Raw genomic sequence first — 19,297 nt, forward strand, 5'->3', positions numbered from 1 at the left:
CCACTGCCGCGCCTGTCAATCTTTCCATTTCGCCGACCTCGCTTCCGATGGCATATTAGTCGCCCTCGCTGCGCCCATGCCAGCGCCAGTTCTTTTGGTTAAATCGAATCATCGTACCCGTCCCTGAATGGGTCGGCCCAGCCGTTCGTCTTGTGGTAAAGGATTACTTCACCGGAATGACTCCATTGAAGGTATGCCACCCCACCGGAGTTCAGTCGCCATTTACCACGATTTCCATCCGAGAATTCAACAGTTCCCTCCGCCCAGCAGGGAGACCAGTATTTCTTGGAATAATAAATAGCGTCGACGGGATAGGCTCGTGAGAAAAAGCGTTTGATTTGCGCTGCCGAGGGCCGGAATTTCCGGCACGGCTCGGCCATCTCTTCCAATCGACTCAAACCGACGGCTTCTATCGCGACGGCTTTTACCTCACGCGCATCTACCGTCGGCGAGCCCAGAACCAGCAACAAGGACGCGAGCGCAGAGCGCCAAGTCTTTACCATTTTGCCGTACTCGCTTCCGAGTCCGTTTTTCTAGAAAGCTCCGGGTGCCGGTACACGTCGCCCATGGAGACGTTCATCGTCGCAGCCAGTTCAGCGACCAGCCATCTGACCGCATCATTCTGCGCGGGGGTCACCGTCTCGTACACCTCCGTTTTCGTGATATATGCGCCAACCAATTCTATGCCGATAGAATCAGTATTGCCGGGATAGCGCTCAGGAAACGGCTTCTTGTGTTCATGCCTCGACAGCGGCGTAGGCCGCCATTTCAATGGATGAGCGGCCTTGAATTCGGCTGGCGAGCACCGTCGTGTTTCGAGACAGCGGGACTTGATATTACCGACATGATTCGTTCGCATGTACACGGACGCGGTCTGATAGATCATTCCGTCTTTATCAATTAGAAAATGGGCCCCATGTGCGTCCTTGCGCTGGTATGAATTGAAGGTGCTGGCTATCATCGGCGCAGCGGTTTGATGCACGACAATCCCGTTCACCTTCCCCATCGGTCCACGCTCGATGCCCGGAAAAATCCGCACGACAATCCGCTCGGAGTCGACGTGTCCTTCTTTTGATATGAACAACATAATGTCTCCCCTGATCAAATCACCGCATTGGTCTTGACGTCATACCCCACCCCTACCGTCCCCGCACTGCCGCCGCTCGCGTTCTGCACGACGTACTCCTGCCGGAATCGCGAAAACGACAGCGCCACGCGCTCCCTCGGCACGCGCATGGTGTTGTAGTAGACGGGAGCCACCTGCGTGACCAGCACGTCCTCCATCGTCATCTTCAGATATTCGAGTGGTGATCCGCTCGCCTTCCTCATGACGAGGATGGCGCGGGCAATATGCTTGCCGGTGAGGCAGTACTGGACAAGATTGGGCGAGGCCCGATCCGTATAGTGGTCAAACGTCAGATCCTCGACGGCGCACTTGCCGGCGCCGCCCCCGCTGCCTGCGTGCATGTTTGCGGGTTGCCTGACGGACCACGCCCACTCGAGCACTTCGATATCACCGGTATGCGTCGCGTCGATGGACTCGCCCGCGATGCCGCTGAGGTTCAAGAAAATGTCCTGCGCCATTCATTGCTCCCTGGGTTGGTTGCGAATGGCGACGCTAGCAGGGCATCACCTGGCCGGATATGAGACATGTCCGAAACTGCTGGCACTTTGCGATGGCACAAATAAAAACGACTCGGGCGCACAAGGCGCCCGAGTCGTTTAACCGCTTGCTGCAGAGTCCGATTACGGCTGCGGAATATCCTGATCCTGTTCTTCCACCACGCGCAGGCCGCGCGGGGTGACGGCCTGGACGCCGACGAACTCGGCTACCACTTGCCGGAACAGGCCACGCGCCCATACCAGCATGGGGTGCGTGTTGCGGCTGCGGTGCCAGAACATGTTCAGGCCCAGCAGCGTGTTGAGTTCAGCTGGTAGCGGGAAAGCCTTGAGGCCGTAGGTCTCGCAGGCCATGTCCTTGGTCAGCGCGTTGACCGTGAAGATCATGTCGGTCTGGGCAGCCAGTTCGGCCTGAGCACGCCACGAATGTACCGTCAGCGTCGCATTCCGCTTGAGGCCTCGTTGCTGCAGGGCGTAATCGAGCGGAATCAGCGACGGAGCCGGACGGCCGGCGCCGCCCGAGTGCGCCATGAAGATATGGCTGCAATCGAGGTATTGCTCAAGCGTCAAATCGGTCTTAAGTAGCGGGTGGTCCTTGCGCGCGCAAACCCAGAGGTTCAGCGACGTCACCATCTCTTCGACGATTTCGGGATGCCGGGTCGGGAATGGCGAAAATGCGAGGTCCAGCTCGTTGGCGCGCATCGAAGCGACGTCCGATTCCCACGAATGGGATTCGACCAGCCGGATATGCAACTCCGGCGCCATTTGCTTGATACGGAGAATGAAGCGGTTGAAGACCGTGTCGCCCAGTTCGGCGGCAAAGCCAATATTCAATGTGCCGGTGGCGATGGCCGGGTCGAAGTCGTCGACTTCGCCCTCATTGATGGACGACCAGAGATCCAGCATGTCGCGGATCTTGGGGCCCAGTTCCAGTGCGCGCGGCGTCGGCGTCAGGCCGTGAGGTACGCGGATGAAAAGAGGATCGTCGAAGATCTCGCGCAGACGACCCAGCGAATGCGAGACCGCAGGTGCGGTCATATGCATTTTCTCCGCCACATATGTGGCGTTTCGCTTGCTCAGCAGCTCGGTGAAAATCACCAGCAGCTTGGTATCCACATTCACCATGATCAGGCCCGGTTGTTATGCCCACGCTTAGATGGCCCCACCACTTTCACTGGCTGCACATCAGAGTTCAACAGATTCTTCCGAGTGTAAGAGAAAAAAACTACCGGGAAAAGCAAATTCATCATTTCTCGCACTACGAGGGCTCGGATTGGGCGGGATTTGACTGGATAGCGACAGATAATGTCAAAAGACGCCTCGGAAGCCTTTGCGCCGACGGCGTATAGTGAGCGGAAGCCCGCATCTTTCACTCAGAATCGTCCGATTTCGCGCCATGACGTCCCACCGCCTTCCCGTCGAACTCGCCAAAGCCTACCGGCTGCTCAACCATGGCCCGACCGTGCTGGTCAGCGCCGCGCATGGCGGCCAGCGCAACATCATGGCGGCGGCCTGGGCCATGCCGCTGGACTTCGCACCGCCGAAGGTGGCCGTGGTGCTCGACAAAGCCACGTGGACGCGCCAACTGCTCGAGGCCAGCGGTGAATTCGCGCTGCACGTGCCGACGGTGAGCCAGGTGGATGTCACGCAAGCCCTCGGCTCCAGTTCTGGCCTGGCCATCTCCGAGCAGCAAGGGATCGACAAGTTCGCCGCCTACGGACTGCAGACTTTCCAGGGCGATGTCGTCGGTGCGCCGTTGCTCGAGGGCTGTGCCGCGTGGCTCGAATGCCGGCTGCTGCCGGAACCTGCCATCCAGGCCGGCTATGACCTGTTCCTCGGCGAAGTGGTGGCCGCGCATGCCGACGGCCGCGTGTTCAGCGAGGGCCGCTGGCACTTTGCCGGCCACGATGCACTGCGCACTATCCACCATGTGGCCGGCGGCCATTTCATTGTCGATGGCGACGGCGTCGACGCCCAGCCGCTACCGCCACTCGCCTCGCAGCCATAAAAAAACGCGCCCGAAGGCGCGTTTTTTATCGTACTTCGTCCAGCCTGCGACGATTACTTGGCCACCACGCGTGCCATTTCCAGGCACTTGTTCGAATAGCCCCACTCGTTGTCGTACCAGCTCACGACCTTGATGAAGGTGCCATCCAGCGCGATGCCGGCTTCGGCGTCGAAGATCGAGGTGCGCGCGTCGCCACGGAAATCCGTCGCCACGACCTTGTCTTCGGTGTAGCCCAGCACGCCCTTCAGCGCGCCCTGGCTCTGTGCCTTCATTTCGGCGCAGATTTCATCGTAAGTTGCCGACTTTTCGAGTTCGACGGTCAGGTCGACCACGGACACATCCGAGGTCGGCACGCGGAACGACATGCCGGTCAGCTTCTTGTTCAGCTGCGGAATCACCACGCCCACGGCCTTGGCAGCGCCAGTCGACGAAGGGATGATGTTTTCCAGGATGCCGCGGCCACCGCGCCAGTCCTTGTTCGACGGGCCGTCGACGGTCTTTTGCGTCGCCGTGGCGGCGTGCACCGTGGTCATCAGGCCACGCTTGATGCCCCACTTGTCGTTCAGCACCTTGGCCACCGGGGCCAGGCAGTTCGTCGTGCAGCTGGCGTTCGAGATGATCGCCTCGCCCTTGTACGAGGCGTGGTTGACGCCGTACACGAACATCGGGGTGTCGTCCTTCGACGGCGCCGACATGATCACCTTCTTCGCGCCCGCGTCGATGTGCTTCTGTGCGCCTTCCTTGGTCAGGAAGATGCCGGTCGATTCGATGACCACGTCCGCGCCCACCTCGCCCCACTTCAGCTCGGCCGGGTCCTTCACGGCGGTCAGGCGGATCTTCTTGCCGTTCACGACCAGCGTGTTGCCGTCCACGGCCACTTCGCCGTCAAAGCGGCCATGCACCGAGTCGTACTTGAGCATATAGGCCAGGTAATCGGGCTCGAGCAGGTCGTTGATGGCGACCACTTCAACGTCCTTGAAGTTGGCCACGGCGGCACGGAACACCATGCGCCCGATGCGGCCGAAGCCGTTGATGCCGATCTTGATGGTCATGTCTATCTCCTAGAGTGCGATCGATGAAAGCGGGGCCGGCGCCGCAACCGGCGCGTCGCACCGGCTGCCGCGCGGGCGGGAATTACTGGGCGAGCGTGGCGCGCACGGTATCGGCGACGTTTTCCACCGTGAAGCCGAAGTGCTTGAACAGCACACCGGCCGGGGCGGATTCGCCGAAGGTGTCGATGCCGACCACCGCCTGGACCTGGTACTTCCACCAGAAGTCGCTGACGCCGGCCTCCACTGCCACGCGCGGCACGCCAGCCGGCAGCACGCTGACCTTGTAGGCGGCGTCCTGCTTGTCGAACACGGTCGTCGCCGGCACCGATACCACGCGCACGTGCACGCCATCGGCAGCCAGCTGCTCGGCGGCGCCCACGGCCAGGCCCACTTCGGAGCCCGTGGCCAGGATCACCGCGTCCGGACGCTTGGTGCGCGGGTTGGTGCCATCGCGCAGCACATAGCCGCCACGTGCGATATTGGCGCGCGTGACGTCATCGCGGCGCTGGAACGGCAGGTTCTGGCGGCTGAAGATCAGGCAGCTCGGGCCGTTCTCGCGGCGGATCGCCTCGGCCCAGGCCACGGCGGTCTCGGTGGTGTCGGCGGTACGCCAGACATCCATGTTCGGAATCAGGCGCAGGCTGGCCACGTGCTCGATCGACTGGTGGGTCGGGCCGTCTTCGCCCAGGCCGATGGAATCGTGCGTGAACACGAACAGCGAGCGGATCCGCATCAGCGCGGCCATGCGCAGCGCGTTGCGGCTGTAGTCCGAGAAAGTCAGGAACGTGGCGCCGTAGGGGATGTAGCCGCCATGCAGCGTGATGCCGTTCATGATGGCGCTCATGCCGAACTCGCGCACACCGTAGTTGATGTGGTTGCCCCAGGCGTCCACGCGCACGGCCTGGCTGCCCGACCAGTTGGTCAGGTTCGAGCCGGTCAGGTCGGCCGAGCCGCCCAGGAATTCGGGCAGCACCGGGCCGAAGGCCTCGATGGTGTTCTGGCTGGCCTTGCGCGTGGCGATCGTTTCGGCCTTTTCCTCGCACTTGGCGATGAAGGCGTCCACGGCGGCGTCGAATGCGCCCGGCAGCTCGCCGCGCATGCGGCGCGTGAATTCGCCGGCTTCATACGGATGCACTTCGGCGTACGACTCGAACAGCGCGTTCCAGGCGCGCTCCAGCGCGTTGCCGTTGGTCTTGGCGTCCCAGGCGGTGTAGGCGTCCTGCGGGAGTTCGAACGGGGCGTGCGTCCAGCCCAGCGCCTCGCGCGTGGCCAGCACTTCGGCGCCGCCCAGCGGGGCGCCGTGCACGTCGTGGCCGCCTTGCTTGTTCGGGGCACCCTTGCCGATGATCGTACGGCAGCAGATCAGGGTCGGCTTGTCGCTGGCCTTGGCCTGCGCGATGGCGTTGTCCACGGCCACCACGTCATGGCCGTCCACGCCGCGGATCACGTTCCAGCCGTAGGCTTCGAAGCGCTTCGGGGTGTCGTCGGCGAACCAGTGCACCACGTCGCCGTCGATCGAGATGCCGTTGTCATCCCACATCGCAATCAGCTTGTTCAGCTTGAGCGTGCCGGCCAGCGAGCAGGCTTCGTGGCTGATGCCTTCCATCAGGCAGCCATCGCCCAGGAACACATAGGTGTGATGGTTGACGATGTCGTAGCCGGGGCGGTTGAATTCCTCGCCCAGCAGGCGCTCGGCCAGCGCCATGCCCACCGCGTTGGTGATGCCCTGGCCCAGCGGGCCGGTGGTGGTTTCCACGCCCGGCGTGATGCCGTACTCGGGGTGGCCGGCGGTCTTGCTGTGCAGTTGGCGGAAGTTGCGCAGTTCCTCGATCGGCAGGTCGTAGCCGGTCAGGTGCAGCAGCGCGTAGACCAGCATCGAGCCGTGGCCGTTGGACAGCACGAAGCGGTCGCGGTCGGGCCAGTGCGGGTTCGTGGGGTTATGCTTCAGGTGCCGGCCCCAGAGCGCCACGGCGATATCCGCCATGCCCATCGGTGCACCGGGGTGACCGGAATTGGCTTGCTGGACGGCGTCCATGGCAAGCACGCGGATGGCGTCCGCCATCAATTTGGCGGGCTGCGAGGCGAAAGGGCTGGTGGCGGGATGGGCGAGGGCAGACATGCGGCGAGAACCTGAGCGCGGGAAAACCGCAATTTTAGCAGAAGCAGAGGGTATTTCCGGACGCCCGGGCACGGCTCGAAGGGGTCGTCAAAGCTGGACCGAATGGCTGGCACCCGGCGTAGGCGCCACATTGGGCGATATCCATGTGGTTGCGGCGTCACGTTCCGCCCATCAACAGATCGAAATTGGCGACAGCGCCCAATTTGGCCGCATCTTCCGGCTCGATGGCCGCGTGATGAGCACCGAAGCGGACGCCTGGATCCAGCATGAATTGATGGTCCATCCCATGGCCGCGGCGCACGGCAGCCCGCGCAGTGCGCTGGTGGTGGGCGGCGGCGACGGCGGCTCGGCCTTCGAACTGCTGCGCATTCCCACGATCCGCGAGGTGGTGGTAGCCGAACTGGACGCCGAGGTGGTCCGCCTGGCGCGCGAATGGCTGCCGGGCATCCATCAGGGCGCCCTGAGTGCGCCCGGCAAGCCCGACGATCCGCGCCTGCACATCGCCATCGGCGACGCGCTCGGGCTGATGGAAGCCTTCGGCCGTGCCGGCCGGCGCTTCGACCTGATCGTCTTCGATCTGACCGAAGCCGACGATGGCAGCCCGGCCACCGCCCTCTTCTCCCTCCACGGCCTGCAGGCCGCGCGCCGCTGCCTGGCGCCGGGCGGGGCGATGTCGATCCACCTCGGCCCGCCGCTGCACCGGCCCGACACAGCCCGGCTGCTGCTGGCGCGCCTGCGCGAACTATTCGCCCATGTGGCGCCGCTCGCCACGTTCATCCCGGCCTACGGCGCGCTGTGGGGGATCGCGCTGACCAGCGACGCACTCGACATCGCCGCCTGCCCCGCGAGCCAGATCGCCGCGCGCCTGCGCCAGTGGCAGCTTGCGTCCGCGCTGCGCTGCTACCACGCCGATCTCCATCCGACGCTGTTCACGCACCCGCGCCATCTGCAGGCGATCTTCGACAGCGCCGGCGGCTCCAAGTAACATGCACCGGAAACGCCTGCCCATCCGGAGACCATCATGCCCAGACCGTCCAACACGCCCTGGCTGACCCCGTACCTCACGGTGGCCAGTGGTCGCGCCGCGCTCGACTTCTACAGCCGCGCGTTCGGCTTCACCGCCGGCCATGTGCTCGACGAAAACGGCGTGCCGACCCACGCCGAGATGCACTACCAGGGCGAACTCGTGGTCATGTTCGCGCCTGAAGGCGCCTGGGGCAGCACCGCCCGCACGCCGCGCTCGCTCGGCGTGGAAGCCMCGCAGACCTTCTATGTCTACTGTGGCGACGTGGACGCCATCTACGCCCAGGCCCTCGCCGCCGGCGCCATCAGCGTGATGCCGCCCGCCGACCAGTTCTGGGGCGACCGCTACTGCATGGTCGAAGACCCGGATGGCTACCGCTGGGGCTTCGCCACCCGCCTCGACCCAGCCAAGGCGCCCGCCAACTCCTGACTGACTGATGCCTCCTCGCTTTTTCATTGACTCGGCACTGACTGCCGATGCCGTGCTCGACTTGCCCGACGCCGTGGTGCGTCACATCCAGGTGCTGCGCCTCGCCCCGGGCGACGCCATCACGCTGTTCGACGGCCGCGGCGGCAGCCACGCGGCCACGCTGGCGGACATCGGCAAGCGGCACGCCACCGCGCAGGTGGCCGGCCACGACCCGGCCGAGGCCGAACTGCCCTACCGCGTGACGCTGGCGCAGGGGCTGGCCGGCGGCGACAAGATGGACTGGCTCATCGAGAAAGCCGTCGAACTCGGCGTCACCGAGATCCAGCCCCTGCAGGCTGCGCGCTCGGTCGTGCGGCTGTCGGGCGACCGCGCCGCGCGCCGCCAGGCGCACTGGCAGGCCCTTGTGCAGGCCGCGTGCGAGCAATGCGGACGGAACCGCTTGCCGGACGTGGCGCCGCTGGCTACCTTGGAAGCGTGGCTGGCGGCATCGGCCCAACCGGCTGGAGGTGCGCCGCGGCTGCTGCTTTCGCCACGCGCGTCGGCGTCGCTGCCCGAGTTGGCCGCCGCGCACCGCGATGCCTGGCGCGAACAGGGCGTAACGCTGGTGATCGGCCCCGAAGGCGGGCTATCTCCCGAGGAAGAGGCGGCGGCGATCCGCGCCGGATTCACGGGCGTGTCGCTGGGGCCGCGCATCCTTCGTACCGAAACCGCCGGGCTGACCTGCCTGGCGGCCCTGAACGCCGTACTTGGCGGATTCTGACCTTCCAACTCCAAAGGAGTCGATGATGGGACTACTCGATAGCGTGCTGGGCGGCGTGCTCGGCCAACTGGGCGGGCAACGCGAAGATGGCCAGCCCGGCGGGGGCGGCATGAATCCGAAGCTGATGATCGCGCTCGGCCTGCTGGCCATGATGGCGATGCGCAACAAGACACAGGGCGCCGATGGCAGCGTGGCGCCGGCCGACGCGAGCGATCCGGGCGCGGCGGGCGGGCTTGGCGGACTGGGTGGACTTGGAGGATTGGGCGGGATGCTCGGCGGCATGCTGGGCGGCGGCAGTGCGCCGGCGCCCGGCGGCATGGACCTCGGCTCGCTGCTCGGCGGCCTGCTGGGCGGCCAGAGCGAGGCCACCGGCAGCGCGCAGGCGATGGGTGCGGCCACGGGCGGCATCGGCGCGTTGCGTGACATGCTCTCGCAGGCCGGTCTCGGCCAGCAGGTGGATTCGTGGATTGGCGGCGGCGCCAACGAGCCGGTCAGCCCGGCGGACCTGAGCGGCGCACTCGGCGGCAGCGGCGCGCTGCAATCGCTGGCGGAAACCACGGGCATGTCGCAGGACGACGTGGCGGCCAGCCTCAGCGAGGGCCTGCCCGAGCTGATCGACCGGCTCACGCCGAACGGCCAGTTGCCGCCATCGGCCTGACCTGCCCCGTCCGAACCTGCAAAAAGAAAATGCCCGCTGCAACAGCGGGCATTTCTTATTCAGCAGGCGGCTTCAGGCGAACGAGTAGAACACCCGGAACTGGACCTTGCGCTCGGCCCAGAACTCGGCCGCGTCGCGGAAGACGTCGAGCAGCACCTCACGCCCTTCCTTGTCGAATTTCTGCGCAATCGGCAGTCCTTCCAGCACGATCACGAAGCCCGGCTGCGGGCCGGCCTTGTGGATCATGTCCGTCAGGCAATCAGACAGCGCATCGAAATTCTTGCCGAAATGCTTCGGGAAGGTGAATTCCGTGGCAATCGTCTCAAGGATCTCCGCCTTGCTCGCGCAATGGGCGCAATTGGCGTACAGGAAATGCTGGTTCAGCGCGGCGGCCGCGTGGGCCAGCTCAGGCACGCGGAACGCGCGAATCGACTGGACGATGTTCGGACGCACCGTCTTGAACAGGTTCATGGCTCCCTCGCTGGTGCCGTCGTCGGCCCAGGTCACCATGGCGGGCGCGCATGCGGGCGGAAGTCTGTGCGTGAGCTCCTGTCGGGGCATCATGAGCACGTTGTCATAAAGGTTCTGGGCCTGATGGTGGGCCCGTTGCCAGCCATCTCCGGCGCCGCGCTCCTCGCGGGCGGCAAGGGCGTCGCCCAATCCGAAAATGTCAGTCATCATTTGGTTATCCGTTTGAAACTGTTGTAGTGGTCTTCCGTGTAATAGCAGTCGTTGGCGGCGCGCTGATCCCCACCACAAACGATCCGCCTGGCTCCCCGATTCCGGCTTTTGGTGTTGCTGTTCTTGACGGTGTATTCGCGGTAATACCCGCGCGGCTGCTGCGGCAGGATGCGTTCGTAATTACCGAACCGCGAACCATCCTTGTCGAACGGAAACGGCCCGCCGGACTCGATGCGCTCCAGTGTCTGGCGCGCATCGTTGGGCAACTGCTGCGTGGCGATGGTTCCCGCCATGCCGTCGATGCTGGCGCCCAGATCCTGCGTCGCCTGCCGTGCCACCGCAACCTGCGCACCGGTGGCGATGGCCACCGACAGCGCCGCGCCCGCCAACACATGGCCCAGGCGTCGTGCCAGGCTCAGGGACTGCCAAAGTGACTGCCGCTGCGTCTGGTTCGGGGAAATCCTGGATCCCACGTTATCGAAATATTGGTTGGACGGTCATTCCGGCGCGCGAAACCTGCTCGCGGGCACCGGCGCGCCCGGGACGAGCGCCTGCATTCAAAGCCGTAAGGTTACGCGCATGTCCACCAATAATCAATCCCTGCGCGCCGCCGCGCCGGAAATCTTCAATTGTTTCAATATGTTATTTGGATGTGGGCGCATACTAACCTTGCATACGATACCCCGAACGGCTGCATGAAAAAAGCCGGGCGAACCCGGCTTTCCTGATACCACGTGGCAAATACCCGACTTCAGCGCTTGGCCGCCGCATCCACCACGACCAGCGAGGTCATGTTGACGATACGCCGCACCGTTGCCGACGGCGTCAGGATGTGCACCGGCTCCTTCACGCCGAGCAGGATCGGGCCGATGGCCACGTTATTGCCCGCCGCCACCTTGAGCAGGTTGTACGAGATGTTGGCTGCGTCGATGTTCGGGCACACCAGCAGGTTGGCCTCGCCCACCAGCGCGCCGTCCGGCACCAGCGAATCACGCAGCTTCTGGTCGAGCGCGCTGTCGCCGTGCATCTCGCCATCCACCTCGAGTTCCGGCGCGCGTTCGCGCAGGATGGCGAGGGTATCGCGCATCTTGCGTGCCGAAGGCGCCTCGGATGTACCGAAGTTCGAATGCGACAGCAGGCCCACCTTCGGCTCGATACCGAAGCGCTTGAGTTCTTCCGCCGCCATCATCGTGATCTCGGCCAGTTCCTCGGCGGTCGGGTCGATGTTGACGTGGGTGTCCACCAGGAAGATCTGGCGGCCCGGCAGGACCAGCCCGTTCATGGCCGCGTAGACCTTGTTCGTGCCGCCCAGCACCTGGTCGATGTAGCGCAGGTGCGCGGCCGTGGTGCTGACCGTGCCGCAGATCATGCCATCGGCCTCGCCCTTCTTGACCAGCATGGCGCCGATCAGCGTCGTACGGCGGCGCATCTCCAGCTTGGCGTACTGCTGGGTGATGCCCTCGCGCGCCATCATCTTGTAGTAGCTTTCCGAATAATCCCGGAAACGCTCGTCGTGCTCGGGGTTGACCACGGTGAAGTCCACGCCCATGCGCAGGCGCAGGCCGAAGCGCTCGATGCGGTGCGTCAGCACGGCCGGACGACCGATCAGGATCGGGTTGGCCAGCTTTTCGTCGACGATGACCTGCACTGCGCGCAGCACGCGCTCTTCCTCGCCCTCGGCGAAGACGATGCGCTTCTTCTCCATCTCGACCTTGCGCGCTGCCGCGTAGATCGGCTTCATCAGCGTGCCCGAGTGGTACACGAACTGCTGGAGCTGAAGGCGGTAGGCGTCCATGTCCTCGATCGGACGCGCGGCCACGCCGGACTTGGCGGCGGCCTCGGCCACGGCCGGGGCGATCTTGACGATCAGGCGCGGATCGAACGGCTTCGGGATCAGGTATTCCGGACCGAAGGACAGGTCCTGGATGCCGTAGGCCGTCGCCACGATGTCGCTCTGTTCCTGGCGCGCCAGTTCGGCCACGGCGTGCGCGGCGGCCACTTCCATTTCACGCGTGATCGTCGTGGCGCCGCAATCGAGCGCGCCGCGGAAGATGAACGGGAAGCAGAGGACGTTGTTGACCTGGTTCGGGTAGTCGGTACGGCCCGTGGCGATCACGGCGTCCGGACGCACTTCCTTGACCAGTTCCGGCATGATTTCCGGATTCGGATTGGCGAGTGCCAGCACCAGCGGCTTGTCGGCCATGCGCTGGACCATGTCCTGCTTCAGCACGCCGGCTGCGGACAGGCCCAGGAAGATGTCGGCGCCATCGATGACTTCGGCCAGCTTGCGCTTGTCGGTCTTCTGCGAGAAACGCGCCTTTTCCGGGTCCATCAGCTCGGTACGGCCTTCGTAGACCACGCCGACCAGATCGGTCACCCAGATGTTTTCGATGGGCAGGCCCAGGTCCACCAGCAGGTCCAGGCAGGCCAGCGCGGCCGCGCCGGCGCCCGAGGCGACCAGCTTGACCTCGGAGATGTCCTTGCCCACCACCTTCAGGCCATTGATGACCGCCGCGCCCACCACGATGGCGGTGCCGTGCTGGTCGTCGTGGAAGACGGGAATCTTCATCCGCTCACGCAGCGTGCGCTCCACGTAGAAGCATTCCGGCGCCTTGATGTCCTCAAGGTTGATGCCGCCGAAGGTCGGCTCGAGCGAGGCAATGATATCGACCAGCTTCTGCGGGTCTTTTTCGTCGATCTCGATGTCAAACACATCGATACCGGCGAATTTCTTGAACAGGCCGGCCTTGCCTTCCATGACCGGCTTCGAGGCTGCAGCGCCGATGTCGCCCAGGCCCAGCACGGCCGTGCCGTTGGTGATCACGGCAACGAGGTTGCCACGCGCGGTGTAGCGGAAGGAATTGGCCGGATCGGCAACGATCTCCTCGCAAGCGGCGGCAACGCCTGGCGAATAAGCCAGGGCCAGGTCGCGCTGGTTCGAGAGCGGCTTGGTCGGGGTGACGGAGATCTTGCCCGGGGTCGGAAACTCGTGATATTCGAGCGCGGCCTTGCGCAGCGCCTCACGCTGCTGTTGTTTCAGATCGTCTTGGGACGGGGACTGCTGAGGACTGGTCATCTGCGCATCTTCCGATCGGTGGAGCCGCACTGAAATTCGCGGAAAACCGAGCGGGCCGGCTCCACGTACCCGCTGTCTCTGCTTTTTGAACTGCGCATTTTATATTGTGAAATATTATTTCACAATAAGCGTTTTGCGCGGGGCAGCTTTGCGTTTCGGTACAATATGCCGCATGCCGAAGGGCTTGACCACCGGTAATCTCCCACGGCTTTTTTCGCCAGACGCCCATCCCCCATGCCGGACCCCGCCAGCGCCCCGCTTTCCGAATTCGACCTGATCCGCCAGTTCTTCACCCGGCCAGTCCACAAGGCCGCGTTGGGCGTGGGCGACGATTGCGCGCTGATCAAGGGCCGTCCGGGCCATCAACTGGCCATTAGCACCGACATGCTGGTCAGCGGCCGCCATTTCTTCCCCGATGTGCCCCCGCGTGCGCTCGGCCACAAGGCATTGGCGGTCAACCTCTCCGATCTTGCCGCGATGGGCGCCGAACCTCGCGCCTTCACGCTCGCGCTGGCCTTGCCCGAGGCGGACCCCGCCTGGCTGGCCGAACTGGCCGCCGGCATGCTGGCGCTGGCCGATGCCCACGGCTGCGAGCTGATCGGCGGCGATACGACCAAGGGACCGCTCACGCTGTGCATCACCGTGTTCGGCGATGTGCCCGGCCGTCAGGCGCTGCGCCGCGATGCCGCGCGGCCCGGCGACGATATCTGGATCTCCGGCACCCTCGGCGACGCCCGCCTGGCGCTGGGCGACTGCCGGGGCGAATGGCTGCTGCCCGAGCCGGATTTCACGATCATCCGGCCGCGCATGGACACCCCCACCCCGCGCGTGGCGCTGGGCATGGCGCTGCGTGGCATCGCCCATGCCGCGCTCGATATCTCGGACGGGCTGATCGGCGACCTCGGCCATATCCTCACCCGGTCGGCGCTGGGCGCGATCATCGACGTGGATGCGCTGCCTCGCTCCGAAGTGCTCGGCGCCCAGCCGCTGGCGCGCCAGCGCGAATGCGTACTGGCCGGCGGCGATGACTACGAACTGTGCTTCACGGCGCCCGTCGGCGCGCGCGAAGCCATCGCCGGCATCTCCCGGCAACTCGGCCTGCCGCTGACGCGTGCCGGCAGCATCACACCGGAGCCGGGCCTGCGCCTGGTGGATGGTGACGGCAATCCCTACGCCTTCAGCGGCACCGCGTTCGACCACTTCGCTTCCTGACACTTCGCGCACGAGCCATGTCATGATGCCGCCATGCGCTCGGCGGGAGCCACCGCCGCGCGCCATATGACAAAAGCAAGACAGACGAGCCAACTCCTGATGTCCGCCTATCCTCCCGGGGCCGCGCCGCGCGACCCTGTTCCCCCCGTCACGCTGGAAGCGGGACAAACCGCGCGCGTCACGCGCCCCACCGCGCGCTTCATGCTCGGCCATCCCGCACGCGCCATCGCACTCGGCTTTGGCTCGGGGCTGTCGCCGGTCAGCCCGGGCACGGTCGGCACGCTGTACGGCTGGCTGTCGTTCGTTGTGATCTCGATGTGGATCGAGCCGTCCACGTGGCTCTGGATCATCGCCGGCGGTTTCCTCGTCGGCATCTGGGCGTGCCGGCGTACCGCGCGCGATATGGGCGTGTATGACCATGGCAGCATGGTCTGGGACGAGATCGTGGCGTTCTGGCTGGTGCTGCTGTTCGTCACCCCCACCGGCTTCTGGGGCCAGTTCGCGGCGTTCCTGTGGTTCCGCCTGTTCGACATCGCCAAGCCCGCACCCATCGCCTACTACGACCGCACGCTCAAGGGCCCCGGCCTGCTCGGCGCGTTTGGCGTGATGTTCGACGACATCTTCGCGGCCTTCTACACCCTGCTCGTGTTCGCGCTCTGGCGCTCGTTCTGAGCGGGCATCGCATCGTCAAATAAGGATTCGTCGATATGTCCGTCAGTCGCCTGCTTGACCAGCTTGCCATCCAGGCCGGATCCGTCCTTGCGGAACATTCGCTGATGCTTGCCACGGCGGAATCGTGCACCGGCGGCCTCGTCGCCGCCGCGATCACCGATGTGGCCGGGTCGTCGGGCTGGTTCGAGCGCGGCTTCGTCACGTATTCGAACGAAGCCAAGTCCACGATGCTGGGGGTGCCGGCGAAGCTGATCCGCGATCATGGCGCGGTCAGCGAGGAAGTGGCCCATGCCATGGCCGAGGGCGCGCTGCTGAACAGCCGCGCGCAGGTGTCGCTGGCGATTACCGGCGTGGCCGGCCCGGGCGGCGGCACGCCGGAAAAGCCCGTCGGCATGGTCTGTTTCGGCTGGAGCAACCGCGTCACCACGCTGACGCAGACGCAGCGGTTCAAGGGTGATCGCGCCCAGATCCGCCGCCAGGCCGCCGAGCACGCCATGCGCGGCCTGCTCGAACTGATCCGAAACGAGCAGTAAGCTGCCCGCTTCGGCGGCTATCCCGCTGATCGTCGTTTAACCGTGACGATAGCGGTTGATGGTCTCGCGCGTCTGCAACGCCACATTCCGGGCAGCCTTGGCGAAATCCTTGTCACGGCTCGCGTACAGGATGGCGCGCGAGGAATTGATCATCATGCCGGTGCCGTCGGCAGTGCGGCCGGCCTTCACCGTGGCCTCGATGTCCCCGCCCTGCGCGCCGATGCCCGGAATCAGCAGCGGCATGTCACCCACGATCTGGCGCACCTTGGCGATTTCATTCGGGAACGTGGCGCCGACCACCAGCCCCATCTGCCCGTTAGTATTCCAGCGCTCGCGCGCGGCCTCGGCCACCACCTGGTAGAGCGGCTTGCCGTCGACCTGCAGGAACTGCACGTCCGAGCCGCCCGGGTTGGAGGTCCGGCACAGCACGATCACCCCCCGCCCCGGATGCGCCAGGTACGGCGACATCGAATCGAACCCCATGTACGGGCTGACCGTGACCGCATCGGCGCGGTAGCGCTCGAACGCCTCCACGGCGTAGTGCTCGGCCGTGGAGCCGATGTCACCGCGCTTGGCATCCAGGATCACCGGAATCCCCGGGTGGGCATCGTGGATGTACTCGATCAGTTGCTCGAGTTGGTCCTCGGCGCGCTGCGAATGGAAATAGGCGATCTGCGGCTTGAAGGCGCAGACCAGGTCGGCCGTGGCGTCGACGATCTCCCGGCAAAACGAGAAAATCGCGCCGCCCGCGCTGGTCAGGGACAGCGGCAGCTTGGCCGGGTCCGGATCGAGGCCGACGCACAGCAGGGAATCGTTACGCTGCCATGCGGCGGACAGCTGCTCGGTGAAAGTCATGGGATGCTCGATGTTGGGTAAGGCCCGGGGGCCGGACGTTATCCAAGGATAACGCGGCGGCGCGCCGGCCGGTTGTCGCGGGGCGCCGGCAGCGCGGTCCGGCGCACGATATATGGCGTTGGCGCAATTTTACCCGTTGCGTGCTATCGTTTTCGGGTTTTGCGCTCCCGCTTAATAAGAGCGACCTCGCTACGTCGCCAAATCCCGTCTCGCCTCCCATGACCCTCGATCGCCGCGGCATCGTCCTGCTCGTCATCCTCACGCTCGCCTGGGGCATCAACTGGCCCATCATGAAGGTGGGCGTCGCCCATTTCCCGGCCATGGGCTTCCGGCTGCTCTGCATGGCCGGCGGGCTGGCGGCGCTGGGGCTGGCGCTGAAGCTGCGCGGGGAATCCCTCCACGTACCGCGCGCCAGCTGGCCGATGGTGATCAAGCTGGCCATCCCGAACATGGTGATCTGGCACCTGTTCGCGATCTGCGCGGTCAAGATGCTGTCCTCGGGCCGCGCGGCCATCCTCGGCTACACCATGCCGATCTGGGCCGTGGTCTGGGGGCTGGTGCTGTTCCGGGACCGCATCGCCCTGTCCGCCTGGATCGGCATCGCCTGCGCGCTGGCCGGCACGGTGCTGCTGCTCTCGGGCGAGATCGCCGCGCTCACCGGCAGCCCGGCCGGCACCTTGCTGATGCTGGTGGCGGCGGCCGGCTGGGGCCTCGGCACCCAGTTGATGAAGCGGACCCAGGTGGATATTCCCATCGGCGCGCTCACGTTCTGGATGCTGGCCATCACCCTGCCCTTCCTGGGCCTCGGCACGCTGCTGCTGGAGTCGGGCTGGCGCATGCCCACGGCCGTGGAATGGGGCGCCATCGCCTACAACGCCGTGGTGGTCTTCGCCTACTGCCACCTGGTCTGGTTCGCGCTGGCGCGAAGCCTGCCGCCGGTGGTGTCCAGCCTGTCGATCATGTTCATCCCCGTGGTGGGGGTCTTCTCGGGCATGTGGCTGCTCGGCGAGACGCCGCACTGGCAGGACTACGCGGCCATCGTGCTGATGTTCGCGGCGCTGTCTTCGGTGATGCTGGCCCCGCTGCTGCGCCGCCGCCTGTAAGCCAAACGTAGGGCGGCGTTCGCGGCGCGCAACGGGTGGCGCGCGGGATGAGATTTCGCTTAACAAGCCCCCCTGCGTTGGATTACACTCGCGGCCATCAGAATCCCGGAGAAAGTACGTGGGCAGTAGCATCGGGTGTTCGAGTTGCCGCGGTCGTACCGCGACATCGTCGGATGCCATGTCACTGCGGGCTGCGTAACGACGATCCGCGGGGCCCTGCCCTTGCTTATCGCCGTCCTTGCCCGCAGACACCTGCGGGTGAGTGTCTTTCCGTTTCCCCCTGCGGCCGTCGCCCTGACTGCCGTGTCGCGCTTCGGATCTTCCCTCTCCCGGCCAGCCAGCCAAACCCAGGCAAACGCCATCGCCTTGCCCGCGCGCCGCTTTGTTGCGGCCGTCCGCAGCGCGATCACGCTTGCCCGTGGCCGCGCCATGGTCACCCGGCTGGCTTGCCTTGCCTGCGCCTGTCTTCGATGCATCGACAACCGCGCCATCAGTAACAAGGAACCCAGGGATGATCAACCTGTTCGTCCTGCAGAAAGGCCGGCTTGCCCAGGAGCAGGTCGACGAGCGCAATGAGCTGCTGCAGCACAAGCCCATCTGGATCGACGTCGTCAGCCCCGACGACGAGGAGCTGGCATGGATCAAGGAAGCCTATAACGTCGTCCTGCCGGAACTCGAGGACCTCGGTGACCTGGAAGCGTCCGCCCGGTATTTCGAGGGCGAGGACGAGAACATCCACATCCGCACCGATTTCCTGCTGGCCGAGGACGAGGCGTCGCGCAACGTGCGCGTGGCCTTCGTGCTCACGCGCGACGTGCTGTTCTCCATCCACGACGAGGATCTGCCGGTGTTCCGGCTGGTGCGCCTGCGCGCGCGCATGCGGCCGGGTTCGGTGCGCAATGCCAAGGACGTGCTGATGGACCTGTACGCCACCGACGCCGAGTACTCCGCCGACTCCATCGAGGAGATCTACGAGCGGCTGGAGGAAGCCAGCCGCCGGGTGCTGGCCGAGAACGTGACCGATGCCGCCGCCGCCGACGTGCTGGAAACCATCGCCCGCGAGGAAGACTTGAACGGCCGCATTCGCCGCAACGTCATGGATACGCGCCGCGCGGTGTCGTTCCTGATGCGCAGCCAGCTGCTGTCCGCCGAGCAGCAGGACGAGGCCCGCCAGATCCTGCGCGACATCGACTCCATCGAAAACCACACCGCGTTCCTGTTCGACAAGATCAACTTCCTGATGGATGCGACGGTCGGTTTCATCAACATCAACCAGAACAAGATCATCAAGCTGTTCTCGGTGGTGTCGGTAGCGCTGATGCCGCCGACGTTGATCGCGAGCATCTACGGGATGAACTTCAAGCTGATGCCGGAACTGGACTGGGCCGCGGGCTACCCGTGGGCCATCGCGCTGATGGCCGTGTCGGCGGCGATTCCGCTGATCTACTTCCGCCGCAAGGGCTGGCTGAGCTGAAGTCAGTGCCAGCGCCAGCGC

At 65.1% G+C, this 19,297-nt stretch carries 20 protein-coding genes; 10 read left to right on the plus strand and 10 right to left on the minus strand.

The features are described 5' to 3' along the window. Positions 1–98: 98 nt before the first annotated feature. The 4 genes from AC1DP9_RS24495 to AC1DP9_RS24510 form a co-directional block, all read right to left on the minus strand. Positions 99–503 carry a hypothetical protein gene (locus AC1DP9_RS24495; RefSeq protein ID WP_477108721.1) on the minus strand — a complete coding sequence of 135 codons (405 nt, stop codon included), beginning with the start codon at positions 501–503 and terminating at the stop codon, positions 99–101. Next, entirely contained in the window at positions 497–1,087 is a 591-nt protein-coding gene (locus tag AC1DP9_RS24500; RefSeq protein WP_477108722.1) for a peptidoglycan recognition protein family protein, read from the minus strand. The genes AC1DP9_RS24495 and AC1DP9_RS24500 overlap by 7 nt, the downstream gene beginning before the upstream one ends. A gap of 14 nt (positions 1,088–1,101) precedes the next feature. Next, on the minus strand, positions 1,102–1,584 hold the full coding sequence (locus AC1DP9_RS24505) for an Hcp family type VI secretion system effector (protein WP_477108723.1): 483 nt from the start codon (positions 1,582–1,584) through the stop codon (positions 1,102–1,104). Positions 1,585–1,746: 162 nt separating this feature from the next. Further along, on the minus strand, positions 1,747–2,745 hold the full coding sequence (locus AC1DP9_RS24510; RefSeq protein ID WP_092298761.1) for a LysR family transcriptional regulator: 999 nt from the start codon (positions 2,743–2,745) through the stop codon (positions 1,747–1,749). 271 nt (positions 2,746–3,016) lie between these two features. Here AC1DP9_RS24510 and AC1DP9_RS24515 point away from each other — a divergent pair, with 271 nt between their 5' ends. After that, positions 3,017–3,628, plus strand: coding sequence for a flavin reductase family protein (locus AC1DP9_RS24515; protein WP_092298758.1), 612 nt, complete (start codon positions 3,017–3,019; stop codon positions 3,626–3,628). 53 nt (positions 3,629–3,681) lie between these two features. On the opposite strand, the gene gap is transcribed toward AC1DP9_RS24515, so the two are convergent. Beyond that, a complete protein-coding gene (gap, locus tag AC1DP9_RS24520; protein WP_092298755.1) occupies positions 3,682–4,680 on the minus strand; it encodes a type I glyceraldehyde-3-phosphate dehydrogenase in 999 nt (332 codons plus the stop codon). A gap of 82 nt (positions 4,681–4,762) precedes the next feature. After that, a complete protein-coding gene (gene tkt, locus AC1DP9_RS24525) occupies positions 4,763–6,799 on the minus strand; it encodes a transketolase (protein ID WP_177219983.1) in 2,037 nt (678 codons plus the stop codon). Between the two features lie 130 nt (positions 6,800–6,929). Here tkt and AC1DP9_RS24530 point away from each other — a divergent pair, with 130 nt between their 5' ends. From AC1DP9_RS24530 to AC1DP9_RS24545, 4 genes are read left to right on the plus strand one after another with little or no spacing between them, the layout of a single operon-like run. Further along, a complete protein-coding gene (locus AC1DP9_RS24530; protein WP_477108724.1) occupies positions 6,930–7,784 on the plus strand; it encodes a spermine/spermidine synthase domain-containing protein in 855 nt (284 codons plus the stop codon). 36 nt (positions 7,785–7,820) lie between these two features. After that, complete coding sequence (locus tag AC1DP9_RS24535) at positions 7,821–8,252, plus strand: VOC family protein (protein ID WP_477108725.1); 432 nt, start codon at positions 7,821–7,823, stop codon at positions 8,250–8,252. Between the two features lie 7 nt (positions 8,253–8,259). After that, a complete protein-coding gene (locus tag AC1DP9_RS24540; RefSeq protein ID WP_092298746.1) occupies positions 8,260–9,012 on the plus strand; it encodes a 16S rRNA (uracil(1498)-N(3))-methyltransferase in 753 nt (250 codons plus the stop codon). 25 nt (positions 9,013–9,037) lie between these two features. Next, positions 9,038–9,670: a YidB family protein gene (locus tag AC1DP9_RS24545; protein WP_477108741.1), complete on the plus strand. Its 633-nt coding sequence runs from the start codon at positions 9,038–9,040 to the stop codon at positions 9,668–9,670. Between the two features lie 72 nt (positions 9,671–9,742). Here the strand turns inward: AC1DP9_RS24545 and AC1DP9_RS24550 are convergent, their stop codons facing one another. From AC1DP9_RS24550 to AC1DP9_RS24560, 3 genes are all read right to left on the minus strand, one after another. After that, on the minus strand, positions 9,743–10,351 hold the full coding sequence (locus AC1DP9_RS24550) for a barstar family protein (protein WP_092298740.1): 609 nt from the start codon (positions 10,349–10,351) through the stop codon (positions 9,743–9,745). Beyond that, a complete protein-coding gene (locus AC1DP9_RS24555; RefSeq protein WP_092298737.1) occupies positions 10,348–10,743 on the minus strand; it encodes a guanyl-specific ribonuclease in 396 nt (131 codons plus the stop codon). Before AC1DP9_RS24555 ends, AC1DP9_RS24550 begins: the two co-directional genes overlap by 4 nt. 359 nt (positions 10,744–11,102) lie before the next feature. Continuing rightward, entirely contained in the window at positions 11,103–13,427 is a 2,325-nt protein-coding gene (locus AC1DP9_RS24560; protein ID WP_092298734.1) for an NADP-dependent malic enzyme, read from the minus strand. A 234-nt stretch (positions 13,428–13,661) separates the two neighbouring features. Between AC1DP9_RS24560 and thiL the strand changes: the two genes are divergently transcribed. From thiL to AC1DP9_RS24575, 3 genes are all read left to right on the plus strand, one after another. Beyond that, complete coding sequence (thiL, locus tag AC1DP9_RS24565) at positions 13,662–14,639, plus strand: thiamine-phosphate kinase (protein WP_477108726.1); 978 nt, start codon at positions 13,662–13,664, stop codon at positions 14,637–14,639. A 99-nt stretch (positions 14,640–14,738) separates the two neighbouring features. After that, positions 14,739–15,311, plus strand: coding sequence for a phosphatidylglycerophosphatase A family protein (locus AC1DP9_RS24570; protein WP_092298728.1), 573 nt, complete (start codon positions 14,739–14,741; stop codon positions 15,309–15,311). A 35-nt stretch (positions 15,312–15,346) separates the two neighbouring features. Further along, the gene (locus AC1DP9_RS24575) at positions 15,347–15,844 is read left to right on the plus strand and encodes a CinA family protein (protein WP_477108727.1); all 498 of its coding nucleotides are present in this window, start codon (positions 15,347–15,349) and stop codon (positions 15,842–15,844) included. A 36-nt stretch (positions 15,845–15,880) separates the two neighbouring features. Here AC1DP9_RS24575 and pyrF read toward each other — a convergent pair whose 3' ends face one another. Continuing rightward, entirely contained in the window at positions 15,881–16,699 is an 819-nt protein-coding gene (gene pyrF / locus AC1DP9_RS24580) for an orotidine-5'-phosphate decarboxylase (RefSeq protein ID WP_477108728.1), read from the minus strand. 218 nt (positions 16,700–16,917) lie between these two features. Here pyrF and AC1DP9_RS24585 point away from each other — a divergent pair, with 218 nt between their 5' ends. Continuing rightward, a complete protein-coding gene (locus tag AC1DP9_RS24585; protein WP_477108729.1) occupies positions 16,918–17,802 on the plus strand; it encodes a DMT family transporter in 885 nt (294 codons plus the stop codon). Positions 17,803–18,313: 511 nt separating this feature from the next. Then, positions 18,314–19,276 (plus strand): magnesium/cobalt transporter CorA, encoded by a 963-nt coding sequence (corA, locus tag AC1DP9_RS24590; RefSeq protein WP_092298717.1) that lies wholly within the window; start codon positions 18,314–18,316, stop codon positions 19,274–19,276. Positions 19,277–19,297 lie beyond the last annotated feature (21 nt).

This window comes from Cupriavidus sp. 01L43, from assembly GCF_056399925.1.